Raw genomic sequence first — 17,419 nt, 5'->3', positions numbered from 1 at the left:
ACCGACCCCTCGCAAGGAGCCCCTCGTGACACGCCCCCGCCGCGCCGCCCGCAGCGCCGCCCTCATCACCGCGCTCGCCCTCACCGCGCTCACCGGATGCGCCGCCCCGCCCGCCGCCCCCGAGTCCTCCGCTCCTGCCGACGGGTTCCCCGTCACGATCGAGCACGCCTTCGGCGAGACCGTCATCCCCGAGCAGCCCGAACGCGTCGCGACCTGGGGCTGGAGCACCGCCGACGCCGTCATCGCCCTCGGCGTGACGCCCGTGGCGATGCCGTTCCAGAGCTACGGCGGCGACGAGCAGGGCGTGCTGCCCTGGGTGCGCGAGGCGCTCGACGACGCCGGCGCCGAGACGCCGATCATCCTCACGAACACCGGGGAGGACATTCCCTACGAGGAGATCGCGGCCGCCGACCCCGACGTGATCCTCGCCCAGTACAGCGGCATCACGCAGGAGCAGTACGACACGCTGAGCGCGATCGCCCCGACCGTGGCCTACCCCGACCAGCCGTGGACGACCCCGTGGCGCGACGTCATCAGCATCACCGGCACGGCCCTCGGGCTCGAGACCGAGGCCGAGGCCGTGCTCGCGGGCATCGACGCCGAGATCGCCGCGGCTGCCGCCGCCCACCCCGAGTTCGCCGGCCTCACGCTCGCGACGGCGTGGGACGTCGGAGGCGTGTTCTACGTCTACGCCGATGAAGACCCCCGGGTCGAGTTCATGCTCGACCTCGGCTTCGTCAACGCCCCCGCCGTCGACACGCTCGACACCGACGAGTCGCCGTTCTACTTCACCCTCAGCTACGAGCGCGTGAACGAACTCGAGAGCGACGTGCTCGTCGTCTACGGCAACAGCGACGACGAGGTGCGCGCGGTGACCGAGGGCGGCTACGCCCAGTCGCTGCCCGCGATCGAGCAGGGCGCCGTGGCCGAGCTCGTCGGCGTCGAGTTCATCGCCGCCGTCTCGCCGCCGAGCGCGCTCTCGCTCACCTGGGGCCTCGACGAGGTCGTGGCGCAGCTCGCCGAGGCGGTCGCCGCCCGCGGCTAGGGGCGCACCGCCGCCGCGGCGGCGCGGGCAGCTGGCCGCGCCGCCGCGAGCACGCGGTCGATCGCCGCGTCGTCGTGCGCGGCCGAGACGAACCACGCCTCATACACGCTCGGCGGCAGCGAGACCCCGTGCTCGAGCATCGCGTGGAAGTACGGCCCGAAGCGCCAGGTCGCCTGATCCTGGGCCTCGGCGTAGTTCTGCGGGGCATCCGCCCGGAAGAAGATCGAGAACTGCGAGCCGGCCCACGCGACGATGTGCTCGACGCCCTCCGCTGCCAGCGCGGCCGAGAGCCCGTCGCCGATCGCGCGGGCCGCACGCCGCAGGTGCTCGTAGACCTCGGGCCCCGCGCCGCGCAGCATCGCTGCGCCCGTCGCGACCGCGACCGGGTTGCCGCTCAGCGTGCCCGCCTGGTAGACCGGGCCGAGCGGCGCGAGCAGGTCGAGCAGCTCGGCGCGACCGCCGAGGCCCGCGAGCGGCAGGCCACCGCCGATGATCTTGCCGAAGGTGGTGAGGTCGGCGTCGTACGGCATCCCCTCGCGCTCTTCGAGCCCCCACCAGCCCGCGGCCGTCGAGCGGAATCCCGTCATGACCTCGTCGCTGATGAGCAGCGCGCCGTGCGCGTGCGCGGTGTCGGCGAGCAGCCGGTTGAAGCCGGGCTTGGGCGGCACGACGCCCATGTTGGCGGCCGCGGCCTCGGTGATGACCGCCGCGATGCGGTCGCCGTGCGCCGCGAACACGGCGGCGAGCGCCGCCTCGTCGTTGTACGGGATGACGACGGTCTGCGCCGCGGTCTCGGGCGTGATGCCCGCCGAGCCGGGGATGCCGAGCGTCGCGATGCCCGACCCGGCCTCCGACAGCAGCGCGTCGGAGTGGCCGTGGTAGTGGCCCGCGAACTTGACGAGCAGTGGTCGTCCGGTCGCACCGCGCGCCAGCCGGATTGCCGTCATGGTCGCCTCGGTGCCCGTCGAGACGAGCCGCAGCTTCTCGATCGCGCGGCGCTCGGCGTGGCCCTCGCCCAGCGTCAGCCGGTCGAGCACGAGCTCGGCGAGCTCGACCTCGCCCGTCGAGGCGGCGCCGAAGCCGAGCCCCCGGTCGACCGCGGCGTGCGCGGCGGCGATGACCGAGGGATGCGCGTGCCCCAGCAGCGCCGGACCCCACTGCCCCACGAGGTCGACGTACTCGGTGCCCTCGACATCGGTCACGTAGGGGCCGCGGCCGCTCGCCAGGAAGACGGGGGTGCCACCGACCGAGCGGAACGCACGCACGGGCGAGTTCACCCCGCCGGGCGTCACGAGGAGCGCGCGCTCGAAGGCCTCGGCGTTGGTGGTGGGCGTGCGCCCCGAGACGAAGCGCGTCATGCGATGAGTCCTCTCTCGACGAGGTCGAGGCTCGCGTAGCTGAGCACGGCGTCGGCGCCCGCGCGGCGGATCGAGACGAGCGCTTCGAGCTGCGCGCGGTCGCCGTCGATCCAGCCCCGCTGGGCGGCCGCGGCGATCATGGCGTGCTCGCCCGAGACCATGTAGGCCCAGACCGGCACGGGCGAGACGTCGGCGACCCGGCGCAGCACGTCGAGGTAGGCGAGCGCGGGCTTGACCATGACGATGTCGGCGCCCTCCTGCACATCGAGCGCGGCCTCGCGCACGCCCTCGCGCGCGTTGGCCGGGTCGAGCTGGTACGTGCGGCGGTCGCCCTGCAGCGGCGACTCGACCGCGTCGCGGAAGGGCCCGTAGAACGCCGAGGCGTACTTGGCCGAGTAGGCGAGCAGGGCCACGTTGGTGAAGCCGGCCGCATCGAGGGCGGCGCGGGCGACCCGCGTCTGGCCGTCCATCATGCCGCTGAGGCCGAGCAGCTGCGCGCCCGCCTCGGCCTGCGCCACGGCCATCGCCGCGTAGCGCTCGAGGCTCGCGTCGTTGTCGACGCGGCCCTGGGCATCCAGCACCCCGCAGTGGCCGTGGTCGGTGAACTCGTCGAGGCAGAGGTCGGTCTGCACCACGAGCGACTCGCCCACCTCGGCGACGACCGCGCGCGCGGCGGCGTTGAGGATGCCCTGCGGGTCGGTCGCGCCCGAGCCGACCGCGTCGCGCCGCTCGGGCACGCCGAAGAGCATGATGCCGCCGAGCCCCGCGGCGGCCGCGCGCGCCGAGATCGCACGCACGCTGTCGAGCGAGTGCTGCTCGACGCCCGGCATCGAGGCGATCGGCTGCGGGGCGTCGAGGCCCTCGCGCACGAACACCGGCAGCACGAGCTGGTGCGGCCGCAGCTCGGTCTCGCGCACGAGACCGCGCATCGCGGCCGTCGAGCGCAGGCGGCGGGGGCGGATGCTCGGGCCGAGGTCGCCCGGCGTGTCCGATGTCGGCGCGCTCATCGCGCACCGCCGAGCGGCGCGAGGTCGGCGGCGCCCAGCTCGAGCAGCTCGTCGACGACGCGCTTCGCGGCATCCTCGCCGGGCGTGCGCGTGTCGTCGACGTAGAGCGCGTGGGCGGCCGACACCTGCTCGCCCGCGTCGGAGTAGACGCGCGCGGCGAGGAAGAGCATGCCGCCGTCGATGAAGGCGTTGGCGCCGAGCGGGGCCGAGCAGCCGGCCTCGAGCAGGCGCAGGACGGCGCGCTCGGCCTCGACGCTCGTGCGCGTCGCGGCGTGGTCGATGCCCTGCAGGGCCGAGCGCAGCGGGCCGGAGACGCTCGCGAGCGTCTCGACCGCGAGGGCGCCCTGCCCGGGCGCGGTCGGCCAGCCCGCGATACCGAGGTGCTCGGTGATGACGTCGTCGCGCCCGAGGCGCTCGAGGCCCGCGACCGCGAGCACGACGGCGTCGAGGTCGGCCTCGATGCCCTCGCGGTCGCCGGTTGGTTCAGAGCCGAGCACGCGGCCGATGCGCGTGTCGACGTTGCCACGCAGGTCGACGACCTCGAGGTCGTCGCGCCGCCTCCGCAGCTGCGCGCGGCGCCGGGGCGACCCGGTGCCGACGCGAGCGCCGGCCGGCAGCTGCTCGAGCGTCAGGCCGTCGCGCGCGACGATCGCATCGCGCGCATCCGCCCGCTTGGGAATCGCCGAGATGCGCAGCTCGGGGTGCGGGCCCGTCGGCAGGTCTTTCAGCGAGTGCACGACCACGTCGCACTCCCCGGCGAGCAGGGCCTCGCGCACGGCCGTCACGAAGACGCCCGCGCCGCCGAGGCTCTCGAGCGGAGCGGTCGAGCGATCGCCGAGCGTCGAGATCGTCACGAGCTCGACCGGGCTGCCGGTGCGGGCCGCGATCGAGTCGGCGACGCGCTGCGATTGCGCGAGGGCGAGCGCGGAACCGCGGGTGCCGAGCCGGATCGGGGCGGCGGAGTCTGATGACGAACTGGGGCTCACGGCTCGAGCCCCGAGATGGCGGGCTTGAAGCCGGCGCGCACGTTCTCGCAGCAGCCGGGGCGGCACACGTCGTACCAGGGGCCGAGCGTCGTCTCGCGCACGCGGTCGGCAGGTGCCGTGCCGCGCAGGCGCTCCTCGACGAGGTCGATGAGTCCGCTCACGTAGACGGGGTCGACGCCCGGGGTGGGCACGCGCAGGCCGCGCACGCCGTGCTCCTCGCACGTCTCCATCGCCTCCGTGTCGAGATCCCACATGACCTCCATGTGGTCGCTCACGAAGCCCACGGGCACCATGACGATCGTCGTCGCACCCGCGGCGGCGTGCTCGGCGATCGCGTCGTTGATGTCGGGCTCGAGCCATGGCTGCGTCGGAGGGCCCGAGCGGCTCTGGTAGACGAGCTGCCACTCGACGTCGGGCACGTCGGCCCCTTCTTCACGCAGCGTCGCGATCGCCCGCTGGATGATGACCCCGCTCACGGCGAGGTGCTGCGCGGCGTAGGCACCGCCCTCGCCCCACTCGACGTCGCGCGGCCCGCTGCGCTCGGCATCGGTCGTCGGGATGCTGTGGGTCGCGAAGAGCACGCGCGTCCCGGTGAGGTCGACGCCGTCAGCGAGAAGCGTGCGGAGGGCATCCACGACCCCGGCGACGAAGGGCGCGACGAAACCGGGCGCGTCGAAGAACTGCGCCACCTTGTCGATGCGCACCTGGCCCCAGAGTCCGGTGGCCTCGAGAGCGTTCGCAAAGTCCTCCCGGTACTGGCGGCAGCTCGAGAAGCTCGAATAGGCGCTCGTCGCGAGGCCGAGGATCGTGCGGTGGCCGTCGTCGAAGGCCTGCTGCAGGGCCTCCGGCAGGTAGGGATCCCAGTTGCGGTTGCCCCAGTAGATCGGAATCCCGAGCCCGCGGCGGTCGGCCTCGGCCTGCAGCGCCGCCTGCAGCTCGCGGTTCTGCTGGTTGATGGGGCTCACACCGCCGAAGTGGCGGTAGTGGTGGGCGACCTCCTCGAGGCGCTCGTCGGGGATGCCGCGCCCGCGCGTGACGTTGCGCAGGAAGGGGATGACGTCGTCCTGCCCCTCCGGCCCGCCGAAGCCCGCGAGGATGACGGCGTCGTAGGAGACCGGGACGGTGACGTGGCCGCCCGCGGATTCGGCGAGCGCCGCATCCGTCGCCGCCAGGGGGTAGTTCCCGTTCGCCTGTTCGAATGAATTCAGTGTCATGCCAGCACCTCCAAGATCTCGGCGTCGAGCGCCGCGTCGTCGAGTCGACGACCGGTGAAGAACGGCACCTCCTCGCGCACGTGCCGGCGCGCCTCGGTGTAGCGCAGGTCGCGCATCATGTCGACGAGCTCGAGCGGGTCATCGCTCTCGAGCCCCAGCAGCCACTCGTAGTCGCCGAGCGCGAAGCTCGCCACGGTGTTCGCGAGCACGCCCGTGAAGGCGCTGCCCTTGCGGCCGTGCTCAGCGAGCATCTCGCGGCGCTCGTCCTCCGGCAGCAGGTACCACTCGTACGAGCGCACGAAGGGGTAGACGCACAGCCAGCCCTTCGGCTCCTTGCCGAGCATGAAGGCCGGCGCGTGGCTGCGGCTGAACTCGGCCTGCACGTGCACGCCCATGGCGTTCCAGGTCGGCAGCGTGTCCTCCAGCAGCGGCGAGCGGCGAAGCGTGCGCACAGCCGCCTGCAGCCCGTCGACCGTCTCGCCGTGCAGCCACAGCATGATGTCGGCGTCGGCGCGCAGCCCGCTCACGTCGTAGATGCCGCGCACGGTGACACCCTGCGCGGTGACCGCCTCGACGGCCTCCTGCACGCCGCCGCCTGCGGCGCGTCGCTGGGGGTCGCGCCGCAGCACGACGTAGACGGTGTAGGCGAGGGTCTCGCTCACGGGGTGCTCTCTTTCGTCGGAGAATCAGCGTCGTCGGGCGCACCCAGGCGCTCGGCGGTCGCGCGGGCGTGGGCGATCACAGCGGCGAGGCCCGTTCCGGCCACCTGCTCGCCCACGATGGGGATGCCGTCGTCGGTCACGGCGATGCGCGCGGCGCGCAACCAGGTCACGACCTCGCCGGCGAGCACACGATCGCTCGGGATGCTCACCCCGAGCAGCGCTTCCGCGTCGAGCCGCGCCTGCTCGAGCGACGGAGGCCGCTCGTAGCTGAGCCGCACGACCTCGCGGCCGTCGGCCGCGGCCCGCACCGTGGCCCACTTGGCGGTGACGTGCGTGAGGGCGCGCGCGACGACGCTCGTGCCGCGCGCGACGAGCACGCCCGTGCCGCGTGGCGCGGCCGCGAGGGCCGGATCGGGCGCGAGCACGAGCAGCGCGAGGTGGGTCGCCGTCTGCACGGCGCTCGAGCCGTCGGCGGGGTCGACGAGCCCGGGGGCCGCGACGACGACGTGGCCGTGCCGCACCTCGGGCTCGGCGTCGTCGCGCTCGCTCGCGAGCACCACGTGGTCGGCGTGCACCTCGGCGACGCGCACACCGTACTCGACGGGCACGCCGAAGCGGTCGAGCTCGGCGAGCAGCGCGTCGACGAGCGTCGCCATGCCGCCCTCGAGGCTCGCGACGAGCGACCCCGCCGGGGCGTCGATCCGCATGCGGGCGACGGCGCGGCCGAGCGAGTTCTCGCGCAGCAGGTTGTGCACGAGCCCGGGCACGGCCGTGACGGGCAGGTCGTCGGGGTGCGTCGAATGGATGCCCTCGACGACCGGGGCCACGAGCTTCTCAAGAATGGCGTCGCCCATGCGCCGCCGCACGAGCGCACCCACGGTGGGCAGGCGCGAGCCGACGGGGCCGGGGAGGAGGGCATCCAGCAGGCCGCGCCAGGCGCCGCGGCGACCGACCACCGCGACCACATCGTCGGCGAGCGGCGCGGCCGGAATGCCGAGCAGGCTCACGGCGGGCAGCGGCACGGTCTGCCCCTCGGCGGCGTGCAGCCACGCGGGGGCGTCGCGCGGGGCGATGATGCGGTCGGCGAGGCCGAGGCGCTCGAGGTACTCGCGCACGGTGCCGCCGCGGGTCGCGAAGGCCTCGGCGCCGGCGTCGAGGCGCAGGCCGTCGAGCTCGACGCTCGCGACCTGCCCGCCCGCGCGGTCGGAGGCCTCGAGCACGCGCACCTGTCGGCCCTGCAGCACGAGCTCGCGGGCGAGCACGAGCCCTGCGATGCCCGCGCCCACGACGAGGGTCTCCGCTGGCGGTCTCTCAGCGGGGTCGGGCGTCGTCACCAGTCGGTCCTCGTCGGGGTCGTCTCGCCCGCGTGGATGTACTGCACGAGCCGCGTGAGCACGTCGGGGTCGGTCTCAGGCGGCACGCCGTGGCCGAGGTTGACGATGTGGGCGGGCGCGCGCCGACCGCGCCGCAGCACGTCGTCGACGTGCGCGCCGAGCACGGGCCAGGGTGCGGTCAGCAGCGCGGGGTCGATGTTGCCCTGCAGCGGCAGCGCGTCGCCGAGCGTCGCGCTCGCCTCGTCGAGCGGGATGCGCCAGTCGATGCCGACGGCGTCGACGCCGAGAGCGGCGATCTGGGGCAGGATGCGGTCGGTGCCGAGCCCGAAGTGGATGCGCGGCACCTCGAGCCCGCGCAGGTGGTCGAGCGCCCGCTTGGTGTGAGGGGCAACTCGGCGCTGGTAGTCGACGGCCGAGAGCGAGCCCACCCACGAGTCGAAGAGCTGCGCGGCCGAGGCCCCTGCCTCGACCTGCGCGCGCACGAACTGGCCCGTGACGTCGGCGCACCAGTTGAGCAGTACCGCCCACGAGCGCGGGTCGGCGTGCATCATGGCTCGCGCGCGCTGCTGGTCTTTCGACGGCCCGCCCTCGACGAGGTAGGCGGCGAGCGTGAAGGGGGCGCCGCCGAAGCCGATGAGCGGCGTCGAGCCGAGCTCGGCCACGGTCATGGCCACGGCCTCACGGATGGGCTCGAGCGCGGCCGGGTCGAGCGGGCGCAGCCGCAGCACGTCCGAGGCGGTGCGGATGGGCTCGTCGAGCACGGGCCCGCGACCCGGCTCAATGCGGATCGGCAGGCCGGCGAGCAGCACGGGCACGACGATGTCGCTGAAGAAGATGCCCGCGTCCACGCCGTGGCGACGCACGGGCTGCAGCGTGATCTCGCTCGCGAGCTCGGGCGTCAGGCACGCCTGCAGCATGTCGCCGCCCGCGCGCAGCGCGCGGTACTCGGGCAGCGAGCGCCCGGCCTGCCGCATGAACCACACCGGCGGCCGTTCGGGCCGATCGCCGCGCAGGGCCCGCACGAGGTGGGATTGCGCGGTGCGGCCATCGACGAGGGGATGCGCGGGGGGCAAGGTCACCCCCACAGAATAGGGCGGCCTCCTGGAGAGGACTCCCGGCCGGGACACAGGTCGAATCCGGCTCATCTGTACCCCCCGGGGGTTGTCCAGGATCCGCGTCGGCCGCGCGCCTACACTGGTGCCTCGTGCTGCTGTGCGTCACTGCGAACCATCGGAACACGCCGTTCGAGATCCTCGAACGGCTCTCCGTCGACGCGGGCCTCCTCGCCGAGACAGTCGCTGCGGGCAGCGAGGCCGTGCGCGGCGCCGTCGCCGTGTCGACCTGCAATCGCGTCGAGCTCTACCTCGACGTCGACGCACCCGCGATCAGCGCGCACGCCGTCGCCCGCCAGGGTTTCGAGCGCGCTCTCGCCGCGCTCGGCGGCGACGAAGCCCGCGGCCTGACGACGAGTGCCGAGGTGCTCGACGACGCCGCGGCCGTGCACCACCTGTTCTCCGTCTGCGCGGGCCTCGATTCGGTCGCGGTGGGCGAAGAGGAGATCGCCGGCCAGGTGCGCCGAGCTGCCGCCCACGCGCGGGCGACCGGCACGAGCTCGGGTCGCCTCGACCATGTCCTGCAGGAGGCGATCCGCACGGCGCGTGCCGCCCGAGCCCAGGGCGATGCGAGTCGCACCGGCCGCTCGCTCGCCCGACTGGCGCTCGACCTCGTCGGCAGCCGCTTGACCGACTGGGCGTCGACCGAGGTGCTGCTCATCGGCACCGGTCGCTACGCCACGACGACGGCCGCCTCGTTGCGTGAACGCGGGGCGCAGCGCATCACCGTCTACTCCCCCACGGGCCGCGCCCAGCTGTTCGCGAAGCGGCAGGGGGTGACCGCCACGAACGACCTCTCGTCCGCCCTCGCGCGGGCGGCGGTCGTCATCACCTGCACGACGCGCTTGAGCATCGGCGTCGACGACGTGCCCGCTGGCACTCGCGCGCTCGTCGTCGACCTCGGCCTGCCGCGCAACGTCGACCCGGCCGTCGGCGCCCTCGAGGGCATCGCCCTGCTCGACCTCGAGACGATCCGCCTGCACGCTCCGCTCGTGCACTGGTCGGCCGAAGAGGATGCGCGGGCCGTCGTCGACGCTGCGGCGCACTCCTACGTCACCGCGGCATCCGTCGAACCCGCCGTCGTCGCGCTGCGCGAGCACGTGCTCGGCGTCGTGCAGGCCGAGATCGACCGCGCCCGCGCTCGCGGCGACGACGGGCGGGTCGAGGAGGCGCTGCGGCACCTCACGAGCGTGCTGCTGCACACTCCCTCGACGCTCGCCCGACGGCACGCCGCCGCGGGCCGCGGCGACCAGGTGCTCGACGCCGTGCGAACGCTCTACGGTCTCGAGGTCGTTGCGATGCCGGCCGAGGGGGACGCTCAGACGGTCGCGCGCTCCAGCAGCGCGAGCAGCGCCAAGCCGTAGGCCTCGGGGGCCGAGACGCTCTCGAAGGCGCGCTCGGCCTGGTCGATGCCGATCGTCACCCGGTAGCCATCGTCGGTGCGCTCGAGGGCGCGGAACGCCGCGCGCAGCAGGTCGCGCAACTGGTCTTCGCGCGGCAGCCACAGCGTGTCGTCGACCTCGACCGAATCGAGCGCCCACTCGGTCGTGCCGTTGAAGCCGAGCGCGGTGCCGGTCGGGTACTCGTGGGCCTCGATCGTGAGCTCGCTCACCGTGAAGACCTCGGCGTCGAACTCGTGGCGGTCGATCTGGAATCGGTCGCCCGAGGCGGGCTTCCAGCGCAGGCCCGAGTCGCGCAGTTGTCGGGCGAGTCCGGTGCTGATCATGCCGTCATCGTTGCGCGCCGACCTGGGCGCGAGCAGAGCAGTGCACCGGGCCGCTTTCGGGTCGGCCCGGTGCACTGGTTCGGATGCGCGCCGTGAGGCGCGGGGGTCAGGCCCGCTGGCGGCGGGCGACCATGACGCCGAAGCCCACCAGCACGAGCAGCAGCGATGCCGCACCGAGCCCGGCGAGCGTGCTCGTCGCACCCGTGAGGGCAAGGGTCGGCAGGCACTCGTCGTCGAGCTCGACGGCGGTGAACTCCCACAGCGTCTGCGCCTCGGCCGGGAAGCCGTAGCCGGGGAGCGGGGTGGCCGTCACGACGACCTCACCGACCTCGACCGGCTTCGTGCCCGCGGTCACGGCGGTTCCGTTGATCCACCACTGCACGCCCTCGACGCTCTCGAGCGAGACGCGGTTGGTCATGTCGAGGCAGCTCGCGGGGGTGAACTCGGCGCTGCCCTCGGTGAGCGGCAGGGTCGGCAGGCAGTCGTCCTCGTACACCGTGAAGGTGCGCTCGAACGGTGCCGGGTCGGGCGAGATCGTGTAGCGATCACTCGCCGGCGCGGGCATGACGTTGACGCTGTCCCCCTCATTGACGTCGTAGGTGCGCGTCGTCTCGCCGTCGTTCCAGACCACCTCGAAGGGCTCGTCGTCGTTGATCACGACCGTGTAGACGATTCCCTCGACGCGCGTGATCGTGAAGCTCGCCCCGAGCAGGCAGCTGTCGACGTACGAGACCGGGTCCTTCAGCTCGATCGTCGTCACGCACGCCTCGCTGCGGTCAGGACCCAGCAGCGTGCCCGTGAAGGTGAGCACGGTGCCGTTGTTCGAGACCGTGCGCCCGGGCACCGGGGTCGAGGAGTCGAAGAACCGGGCGTCCTCATCGATCGTCACGAAGACCACCGAGTAGGTCGGGCCCGTGAGCGAGGAGAGCTCGGGGGCGTAGCGCGCAAGCGCGGCATCCGCCACCACGAACTTCGTCGGGTCGAGCTGCTGACCGAGGTCGCACGTCGGGGCGATGAAGCCGATCGACGCGTCGGTGATGGGCAGCGTCGGCGGCTCGCAGATGTCGTCGTCGGTGAAGGTGAAGCTGAACGACTCGGCGGCTCCCGGCTTCAGGGCGTAGGGCCCTCCCTCGGCGTCCGCGTCGATCGCAAACGTGATGTCGACCGTTCCGGCAGCAAGCACCGGCACCGTGCCAGCCGCGCGCTCCTGGCCGTTGACGAACCAGGTGACCCCGGCGATCGCGGGCAGGGTGTACGACGCCGAACCGCCATCGAGACAGGTGCTCTTCGTCGCGACGGGCTCGAGCTCGACCGGACCGGCCACGCACTCCTCGCTCGCGGGCGGGTAGGCGATCGCGATCTGCATCTCGGGGTTCACCGACAGGGTGACCTCGGTGAGCGCGCGCGTCCAGCGGAAGTTCACGTCGTCAGCGGTCTCGACCCACTCGCCATCGACGAAGGCCCAGCCCGGCCAGCCAGTGGGCTCGTTCGTGATCGGGTCGACACTCGCACCGGGCCACAGCACGCGGCCCTGCAGGGCCTCACCCGCCGTCACCTCGCCGAGCACGATGGTGTGGTTCTTGGTCGCGTCGGTGGGGTGCACGAAGGTGATCGACGCCGTGGTGCCGGTCAGCTGACCGTCGGGGTCGTTGACGACGACCGAGTAGTTGATCCACGGGGTGTCGTTGTCGCACTGCGAGGCGGTCGACGTGCGCCCGTCGAACTCGGGCTCGGCGCAGTCAGCAGGCTCGGTGAAGGTGAGCGAGAAGTCTCGCGTCGAGCTCAGCTGCCCGCCCTCGTAGAGCACGTATCCCGATGCCGCCGTCGCACGCAGCACGATCGTGCCCGCCGTGTCGACGCTGTAGGTGCCGGGCTGCACGGTCTGCCCACCGATCGACCAGACCACGCCCGCGACGGACGGCACCGTGTAGCTGCCGTCGGTCGCGCAGGCGATGTCGGTGACGGGCTGCACGGCGAGGGCGCAGACCTTGTCACGACCACTGGCCTTCGTCGTCGATTCGGCGATGATCGTGGAGCCGTCGCCCCAGTGCAGGGTCACGGTATACGACTGCGCGGGATTGGTGCGCGGCACGGTCAGGTCGAAGAACGAGTCACCCGGTGCGGCCACACCCGAACCATTGAGCGCGGGGTTGCCCGAGACCGTGTAGGTGTAGGGAACGCTGAACGACTCGGCGTTGCGCACGCGGAAGGAGTACGTGCTGTCGGGCGCGCACTCCTCCATGTAGGTCAGCCGCAGATCGACGTCGACGGGGCACTCGTAGCGCTCGCCCAGGTCGAACTGCCACTGCCGCACGGTGCCGTTCGGGAAGATGTAGCCGCCCAACGGCGTCGCGACGACCGTGAAGACTCCCTCGGTCGCATCCTGCAGGTTCACCGGCTCGAGCCCGGCCACCGAGCCGTTCTGCGCCGCACCGCGGTAGACGGTGTAGCCGACGTAGGGGTTCGCGACGTCGTCAATGTCGATCGAGCCGACGGTGCCGCACTCGACGATCGGGTTGGCGGTCGGCGCGATGGGGTTCACGACGTTGCAGCCCGGCGCAGTGTTGAGGTACGTCGGGTTCGGGCCGGTGAAGCCCATGTTGTGCAGGAAGGTCTCGCTGAACGGGTTGCTGGGGCCGTAGAGCTCGGGGCCGACGTAGGGCATGCCCGTGAACGAGGCGTAGACGTCACCCTGGCCGCACGCGACCGGCGCGTGGAAGAAGTAGGTGCCCACCGAGCCGATGTAGCCCTGCGGGTGGTCGCCCGCCGGGTCGGTCGACCGCAGCGTCTGCGGCCAGATGCTCGTCGACGAGCTGTAGTTCCACGCCGCCGCGACGACCCAGAAGTCGTTGCACAGCTCGGTGCTGAAACCCTCGCGGGCTGCAACGGTGATGAGACCCGAGTTCGCCGGGTTCGCCATGGAGGCGTTGCTGAGGTTGTAGTAGGTGTAGCTGACTGCGCTGGACGGCAGGCAGGGCAGCACGCAGTCGTCGGGCTCGGTGAACGTGAAGGTCCACTCCGACTGCGCACCGGGCTCGATGCCGTAGTCGGGCGCGATCGCGACGGCGCGCACGGTGACCGTGCTCGCCGTGTCCACGGTGTAGGTGCCCGGCTGCACCTCGGTGTCACCGATGTACCAGCGAATGCCCTCGACGCGGTCGAGCGTGTAGGAGCCGGCGGTGTCGCAGCCGAGATCGACCATGCGGGCCGTCGGCGTCACGAGCTCGTCGGTCGGCAGGTCGCCGCAGACCACGAAGTTGGCGCTCACGCGCTCTTTGTTGAAGAAGGTGCTGTTGAACTGGATCCACTCGATCGTCCACTGACCCGTGAGGTAGGTGCTGTAGGCGAAGACGATTCGACCGGCCGCCGCGTCGGCAGCCGAGATCGGCACCTTGACGTTCGGAAGGCCGATGGCGTCGAACTTGTAGAGGGCGTAGAGGCCCGAGGTGCTCGCCGGGTCACCGTTCGCCGTCTGAACCTCGTTGATCTCGACGTTGATCTGACCGCGCTTGCCGTTGTACACGATGTCGACATTGATGTGATCGGAGCCGTTGAGGGCACGGCCGACCAGGAACTCGATGGTTGTGCAGTCGACGTCGGTGCTGGCCGCCGGCACGGTCGGCACGGTGCAGTAGATGACGTGGCTGATGCTGCCCTTCTCGGGGTGCACGAATGTGTCGCCCGCGGTCAGCGTTCCACCGCTCTTGTCTGTCGTGAAGACGGCGTTCTCCTGAACGACGCTGCGGCCCGAGCTGCCCGCCTTGACGATGACCTTCGAGTACGTGCGATCGGCGGCGATCGACGGCAGGGTGTACGGCGTCGCCGCCGAGTCCTCGGTCGAGAACGACGGCTTGACGCAGATCTCACCCGGCAGCTGCTGCCAGTAGGCCTCGTTGTTGGTGTTCGTCGAACCGCCGCTCGCGGTCGCTGCCGCGGCACCGCCGACGACGGCGCCGAGGGCGAGGAGGACGGCGGTACCAGCCGCGATGACGCGGGAACGGACGAGGGCGCGGCGCGCACGGCGCCGCTGCTCTTTGCGCAGCATAGTGATGTGCTCCTGGGGGAGGGAGCCCGTGCTCTCGCGGGTGACGAGAGTGCAGGTGTTCGGGTATTCGGGTAGGTGGTGCGATCGTGACCTCGGGCGAACGTCGGGTGTGCCCGATTCACGATGTGAGGTCATCCTAGCGGGAGGTCGAGCGACCCTCATCATGGACCGGTCTGTCTACCCGCGCTCTGGGGGGTGCGGCCGAGCCGCACCGTGGTGGGTCGCGCAGGCGGATGCGCCGGGCCGTATTCGGGTCGGCCCGGCGCATCCGTTTTCGCAGAGAGGTGCGGGTTACACCTCGACGCGGTGGCGGCGGAGCACGAAGCCCATGCCGGCCAGGGTCATCAGCACGGCGGCGACGCCGAGCCAGTTGGTGACGGCGCCCGCGCCCGTGAGGGCGAGGGTCGGGAGGCAGTCGTCATCAGCGACCGGGAAGAGCTCGCTCCACTCGGTCTGCTGCTCCGGATCGCTCCACGTCCAACCGCCGGGGAACTCATCGCTCGGACCCTCGAGGGCCGCCGTGAGCTCCACGAGCGTTCCCGGCGTGATGTCGTACGAGCTGTTGCCCGCGACGACCTCGCCGTTGAGCGTCCAGATGACACCACCCTCGTTGGTGAGGGTCACCGACCCGGGGTTGCCGAGGCAGTCGGGCAGCACGAGCTCCGCGTCCGCCTCCGTCGCCGGGAAGGTACCCGGGCAAAAGGCCGCACCGATGAAGGTGTAGGTGAACGGCTCCGTGCCCTCCGCGAGGCGGAAGTCCGCATCAGGGATCGCCGTCACCGTCACGACGGCGAGCGGCGCGACCGCGATGGTCACCTCGGTCTCACCGTCGGGGAACACGACGTCCGTCTCCGGGCCATCGCCGACGGTGTAGACGTACCGCAGGTTCGGCGCCGAGGTCACCGTGAAGGTGGCCGTCTGCACCGCCTCGCGGCCCGTGCCCACGCACTCGTCGACCACCGTGATCTCGGGCACGACGACCGGCGGGTTCGCGCAATCGGGGGTCGCGTTCGGGTACGAGACGTCGATCGCAATCTCCGGGTTCACCTGGATGAAGAGCTCGACGTCTCCGCCGCGCACCCAGCCGAAGTTGCTGTCATCGATGACCCACTCGCCATCGACGAACGCCCAGCCCGGCCACGCCGTGCCGTTGCCGTCGTCATCGACCGCCGCTCCCGGCCACAGGGCCGATCCGGTCGATGCCCCCGTGCCCGTCAGCTCGTACGCCGGGAACTCGTAGAACTTCGACGGGTCGGTCTTCGAGCGCAGCGTGAGCGTCGCGTTCGTCGGGAACGAGATCGACTCGCCAGCGTCGGTGAGGTCGATCGTCCACTCGAGGTACGGAGCATCCTGCTCGCACTGGCTGGCGGCAGTCGAGCCTTCGAGCGTCGGGCAGTCCGTGGGCTCGGTGAACTCGAAGGTGTAGGTGATGTCGCCCGTGACGGGATCGGGGATGACGTTCTCACCCGACTCATCGACGAGGGCATAGTCGCCCTCGGCGCTCTCGTCGAGACTCACGGTGATCGTGATGGTCACGTTCTCCGAGACAGCGTGCTGCACACCCGTGGCGGTGTCGCCCGCGTACTCCGCGGGGCCGACCGTCCAGTCGAGCAGAGCGGCGTCTTCAGCGCTCACGCCGAGCCCGGGGCCGAAGCGGAACCAGCCGTCGAGGTCGCACGTGATCGCGGCGGAGTCAGCCACGACACCGATCGCCGGAAGCGTCGGCGGGTCGCAGTTCGGACCCTGAGCCAGTCGGTAGGCCACTCCCCATCCGCCGGGGACGAGGTCTTCCTCGGGGTTGTTGGGCCCGTTGAGGAAGCCGCCCGCGATGAGGTTCGTCGTCGTCTCGCCCTCGAAGTACTTGTCGAGCTGGTAGCAGTCGTTCCCGAGCGGGATGACGTCCTGGCTGATCGGGGTGTCGCAGTCGGTGTCGTGCACCGAGACGTACGTCTGCGGCCACGTCGGCGTCGTGCTGTTCGCCCAGCCGGGCATCTTCCAGACCACGACGACGCACGTCGGGGCAGGCGGCGGGGGCGGCGGAGTTCCACATGCGGTCTCGTTGGTCGACGCCGTGCCGTTGTACGTGTTCGGCAGCGGAGTCGTCTTGACGCTGACTCCTGCCACAGCGGTCTGCGTTGTCTTGTACTCGACCTCGCCCACCGTCAGGTTGCCGGAGAAGAGCCCCGAGCCGCCCACACCCGCGGTGTAGTCGGTCGCCGGGCCGGCCTCATGACGGATGCGGAAGATGTAGTCGCCGGCCGCGTAGGTGCCCGGCACGTTCGTCACGGTGCCGGCGGTCGTGACCTTGCAGATGAAGGTCACGCGCGCCGTGACGTTCGTCGGCTCCGGGGGCGGTGGCGGACCCTCGGGGTCGGGACACTCGGAGACGTCGGGCTCGCCCTGCTGACCGCCGCCCTGCCGCTCGTCGAGCGCGAGCACGTACGAGCGGCCCTGAGCGTCAGCGAAGTAGGAGCCCACTCCCTGGTAGTTGGGGATCGCGTTCACACTCACGCTGATCGGGTTGTTGCCCGTCTGCAGCCGTTCGTCGTCACCGGGGGTGCCGACGTACTTGCAGACGAACACTTTGACGCCGGTATCGGTCGGCGGTGTCGCCATGGCGGCTCCTGCGCCGCCGACGCTCATGCCGAGCATCAGTAGGGCAGCTGTCGCTGCCGCCAGAATTCGGGTACGCAACATGGTGTGCTCCTGGGGGTCGGAGCCCAAAGATCCACGCAAGGTCTTGGCGAGGGCCGTTCGGGTATTCGGGTATTCGGGTGGTGAAATCGCGCCCGCGGGTGTGAATCTTTTTCGGGCACAACTTCGAGTATCTCGGGGTGTCGCGCGCAACCCTCGACGAACTTCGGGTATGTCGAGCCTGCGTGCGGTGGAAGATTACTCGCGAACGCCGACATCCGACAATATAGACAGAA

General features: G+C 71.6%; 12 protein-coding genes. 2 read left to right on the top strand and 10 right to left on the bottom strand.

From position 1 onward, the window contains the following. The first annotated feature begins 25 nt into the window (after positions 1-25). On the top strand, positions 26-1,045 hold the full coding sequence (locus NNL39_RS05500; RefSeq protein ID WP_255160686.1) for an ABC transporter substrate-binding protein: 1,020 nt from the start codon (positions 26-28) through the stop codon (positions 1,043-1,045). Here the strand turns inward: NNL39_RS05500 and NNL39_RS05495 are convergent. From NNL39_RS05495 to hemE, 7 genes are read right to left on the bottom strand one after another with little or no spacing between them, the layout of a single operon-like run. Beyond that, positions 1,042-2,403, bottom strand: a complete 1,362-nt coding sequence (locus NNL39_RS05495; RefSeq protein ID WP_255160685.1) for a glutamate-1-semialdehyde 2,1-aminomutase — start codon at positions 2,401-2,403, stop codon at positions 1,042-1,044. The genes NNL39_RS05500 and NNL39_RS05495 overlap by 4 nt on opposite strands. Further along, positions 2,400-3,410 carry a porphobilinogen synthase gene (gene hemB / locus NNL39_RS05490; RefSeq protein ID WP_255160684.1) on the bottom strand — a complete coding sequence of 337 codons (1,011 nt, stop codon included), beginning with the start codon at positions 3,408-3,410 and terminating at the stop codon, positions 2,400-2,402. Before hemB ends, NNL39_RS05495 begins: the two co-directional genes overlap by 4 nt. Further along, on the bottom strand, positions 3,407-4,396 hold the full coding sequence (gene hemC / locus NNL39_RS05485; protein WP_255160683.1) for a hydroxymethylbilane synthase: 990 nt from the start codon (positions 4,394-4,396) through the stop codon (positions 3,407-3,409). The genes hemB and hemC overlap by 4 nt, the downstream gene beginning before the upstream one ends. Next, positions 4,393-5,610: a ferrochelatase gene (locus tag NNL39_RS05480; protein ID WP_255160682.1), complete on the bottom strand. Its 1,218-nt coding sequence runs from the start codon at positions 5,608-5,610 to the stop codon at positions 4,393-4,395. The genes hemC and NNL39_RS05480 overlap by 4 nt, the downstream gene beginning before the upstream one ends. After that, positions 5,607-6,272, bottom strand: coding sequence for a hydrogen peroxide-dependent heme synthase (gene hemQ, locus NNL39_RS05475; protein WP_255160681.1), 666 nt, complete (start codon positions 6,270-6,272; stop codon positions 5,607-5,609). The genes NNL39_RS05480 and hemQ overlap by 4 nt, the downstream gene beginning before the upstream one ends. Further along, the gene (locus tag NNL39_RS05470) at positions 6,269-7,606 is read right to left on the bottom strand and encodes a protoporphyrinogen/coproporphyrinogen oxidase (RefSeq protein WP_255160680.1); all 1,338 of its coding nucleotides are present in this window, start codon (positions 7,604-7,606) and stop codon (positions 6,269-6,271) included. Before NNL39_RS05470 ends, hemQ begins: the two co-directional genes overlap by 4 nt. After that, positions 7,603-8,685, bottom strand: a complete 1,083-nt coding sequence (hemE, locus tag NNL39_RS05465; RefSeq protein WP_255160679.1) for a uroporphyrinogen decarboxylase — start codon at positions 8,683-8,685, stop codon at positions 7,603-7,605. Before hemE ends, NNL39_RS05470 begins: the two co-directional genes overlap by 4 nt. A gap of 125 nt (positions 8,686-8,810) precedes the next feature. On the opposite strand from hemE, the gene NNL39_RS05460 reads away from it, so the two are divergent. Further along, on the top strand, positions 8,811-10,082 hold the full coding sequence (locus NNL39_RS05460; RefSeq protein WP_255160678.1) for a glutamyl-tRNA reductase: 1,272 nt from the start codon (positions 8,811-8,813) through the stop codon (positions 10,080-10,082). On the opposite strand, the gene NNL39_RS05455 is transcribed toward NNL39_RS05460, so the two are convergent. From NNL39_RS05455 to NNL39_RS05445, 3 genes are all read right to left on the bottom strand, one after another. Beyond that, a complete protein-coding gene (locus tag NNL39_RS05455) occupies positions 10,037-10,444 on the bottom strand; it encodes a pilus assembly protein CpaE (RefSeq protein WP_255160677.1) in 408 nt (135 codons plus the stop codon). The genes NNL39_RS05460 and NNL39_RS05455 overlap by 46 nt on opposite strands. Before the next feature lie 106 nt (positions 10,445-10,550). Next, positions 10,551-14,489, bottom strand: coding sequence for a hypothetical protein (locus tag NNL39_RS05450; protein WP_255160676.1), 3,939 nt, complete (start codon positions 14,487-14,489; stop codon positions 10,551-10,553). Between the two features lie 291 nt (positions 14,490-14,780). Then, a complete protein-coding gene (locus NNL39_RS05445; RefSeq protein ID WP_255160675.1) occupies positions 14,781-17,186 on the bottom strand; it encodes a hypothetical protein in 2,406 nt (801 codons plus the stop codon). Between the last annotated feature and the right edge of the window lie 233 nt (positions 17,187-17,419).

It is taken from the genome of Microcella humidisoli, from assembly GCF_024362325.1.
In the GTDB taxonomy this organism is placed as follows: domain Bacteria; phylum Actinomycetota; class Actinomycetes; order Actinomycetales; family Microbacteriaceae; genus Microcella; species Microcella humidisoli.
Note: the sequence above shows the minus strand (reverse complement) of the source record. Positions and strands in the feature narration are given on the sequence as shown.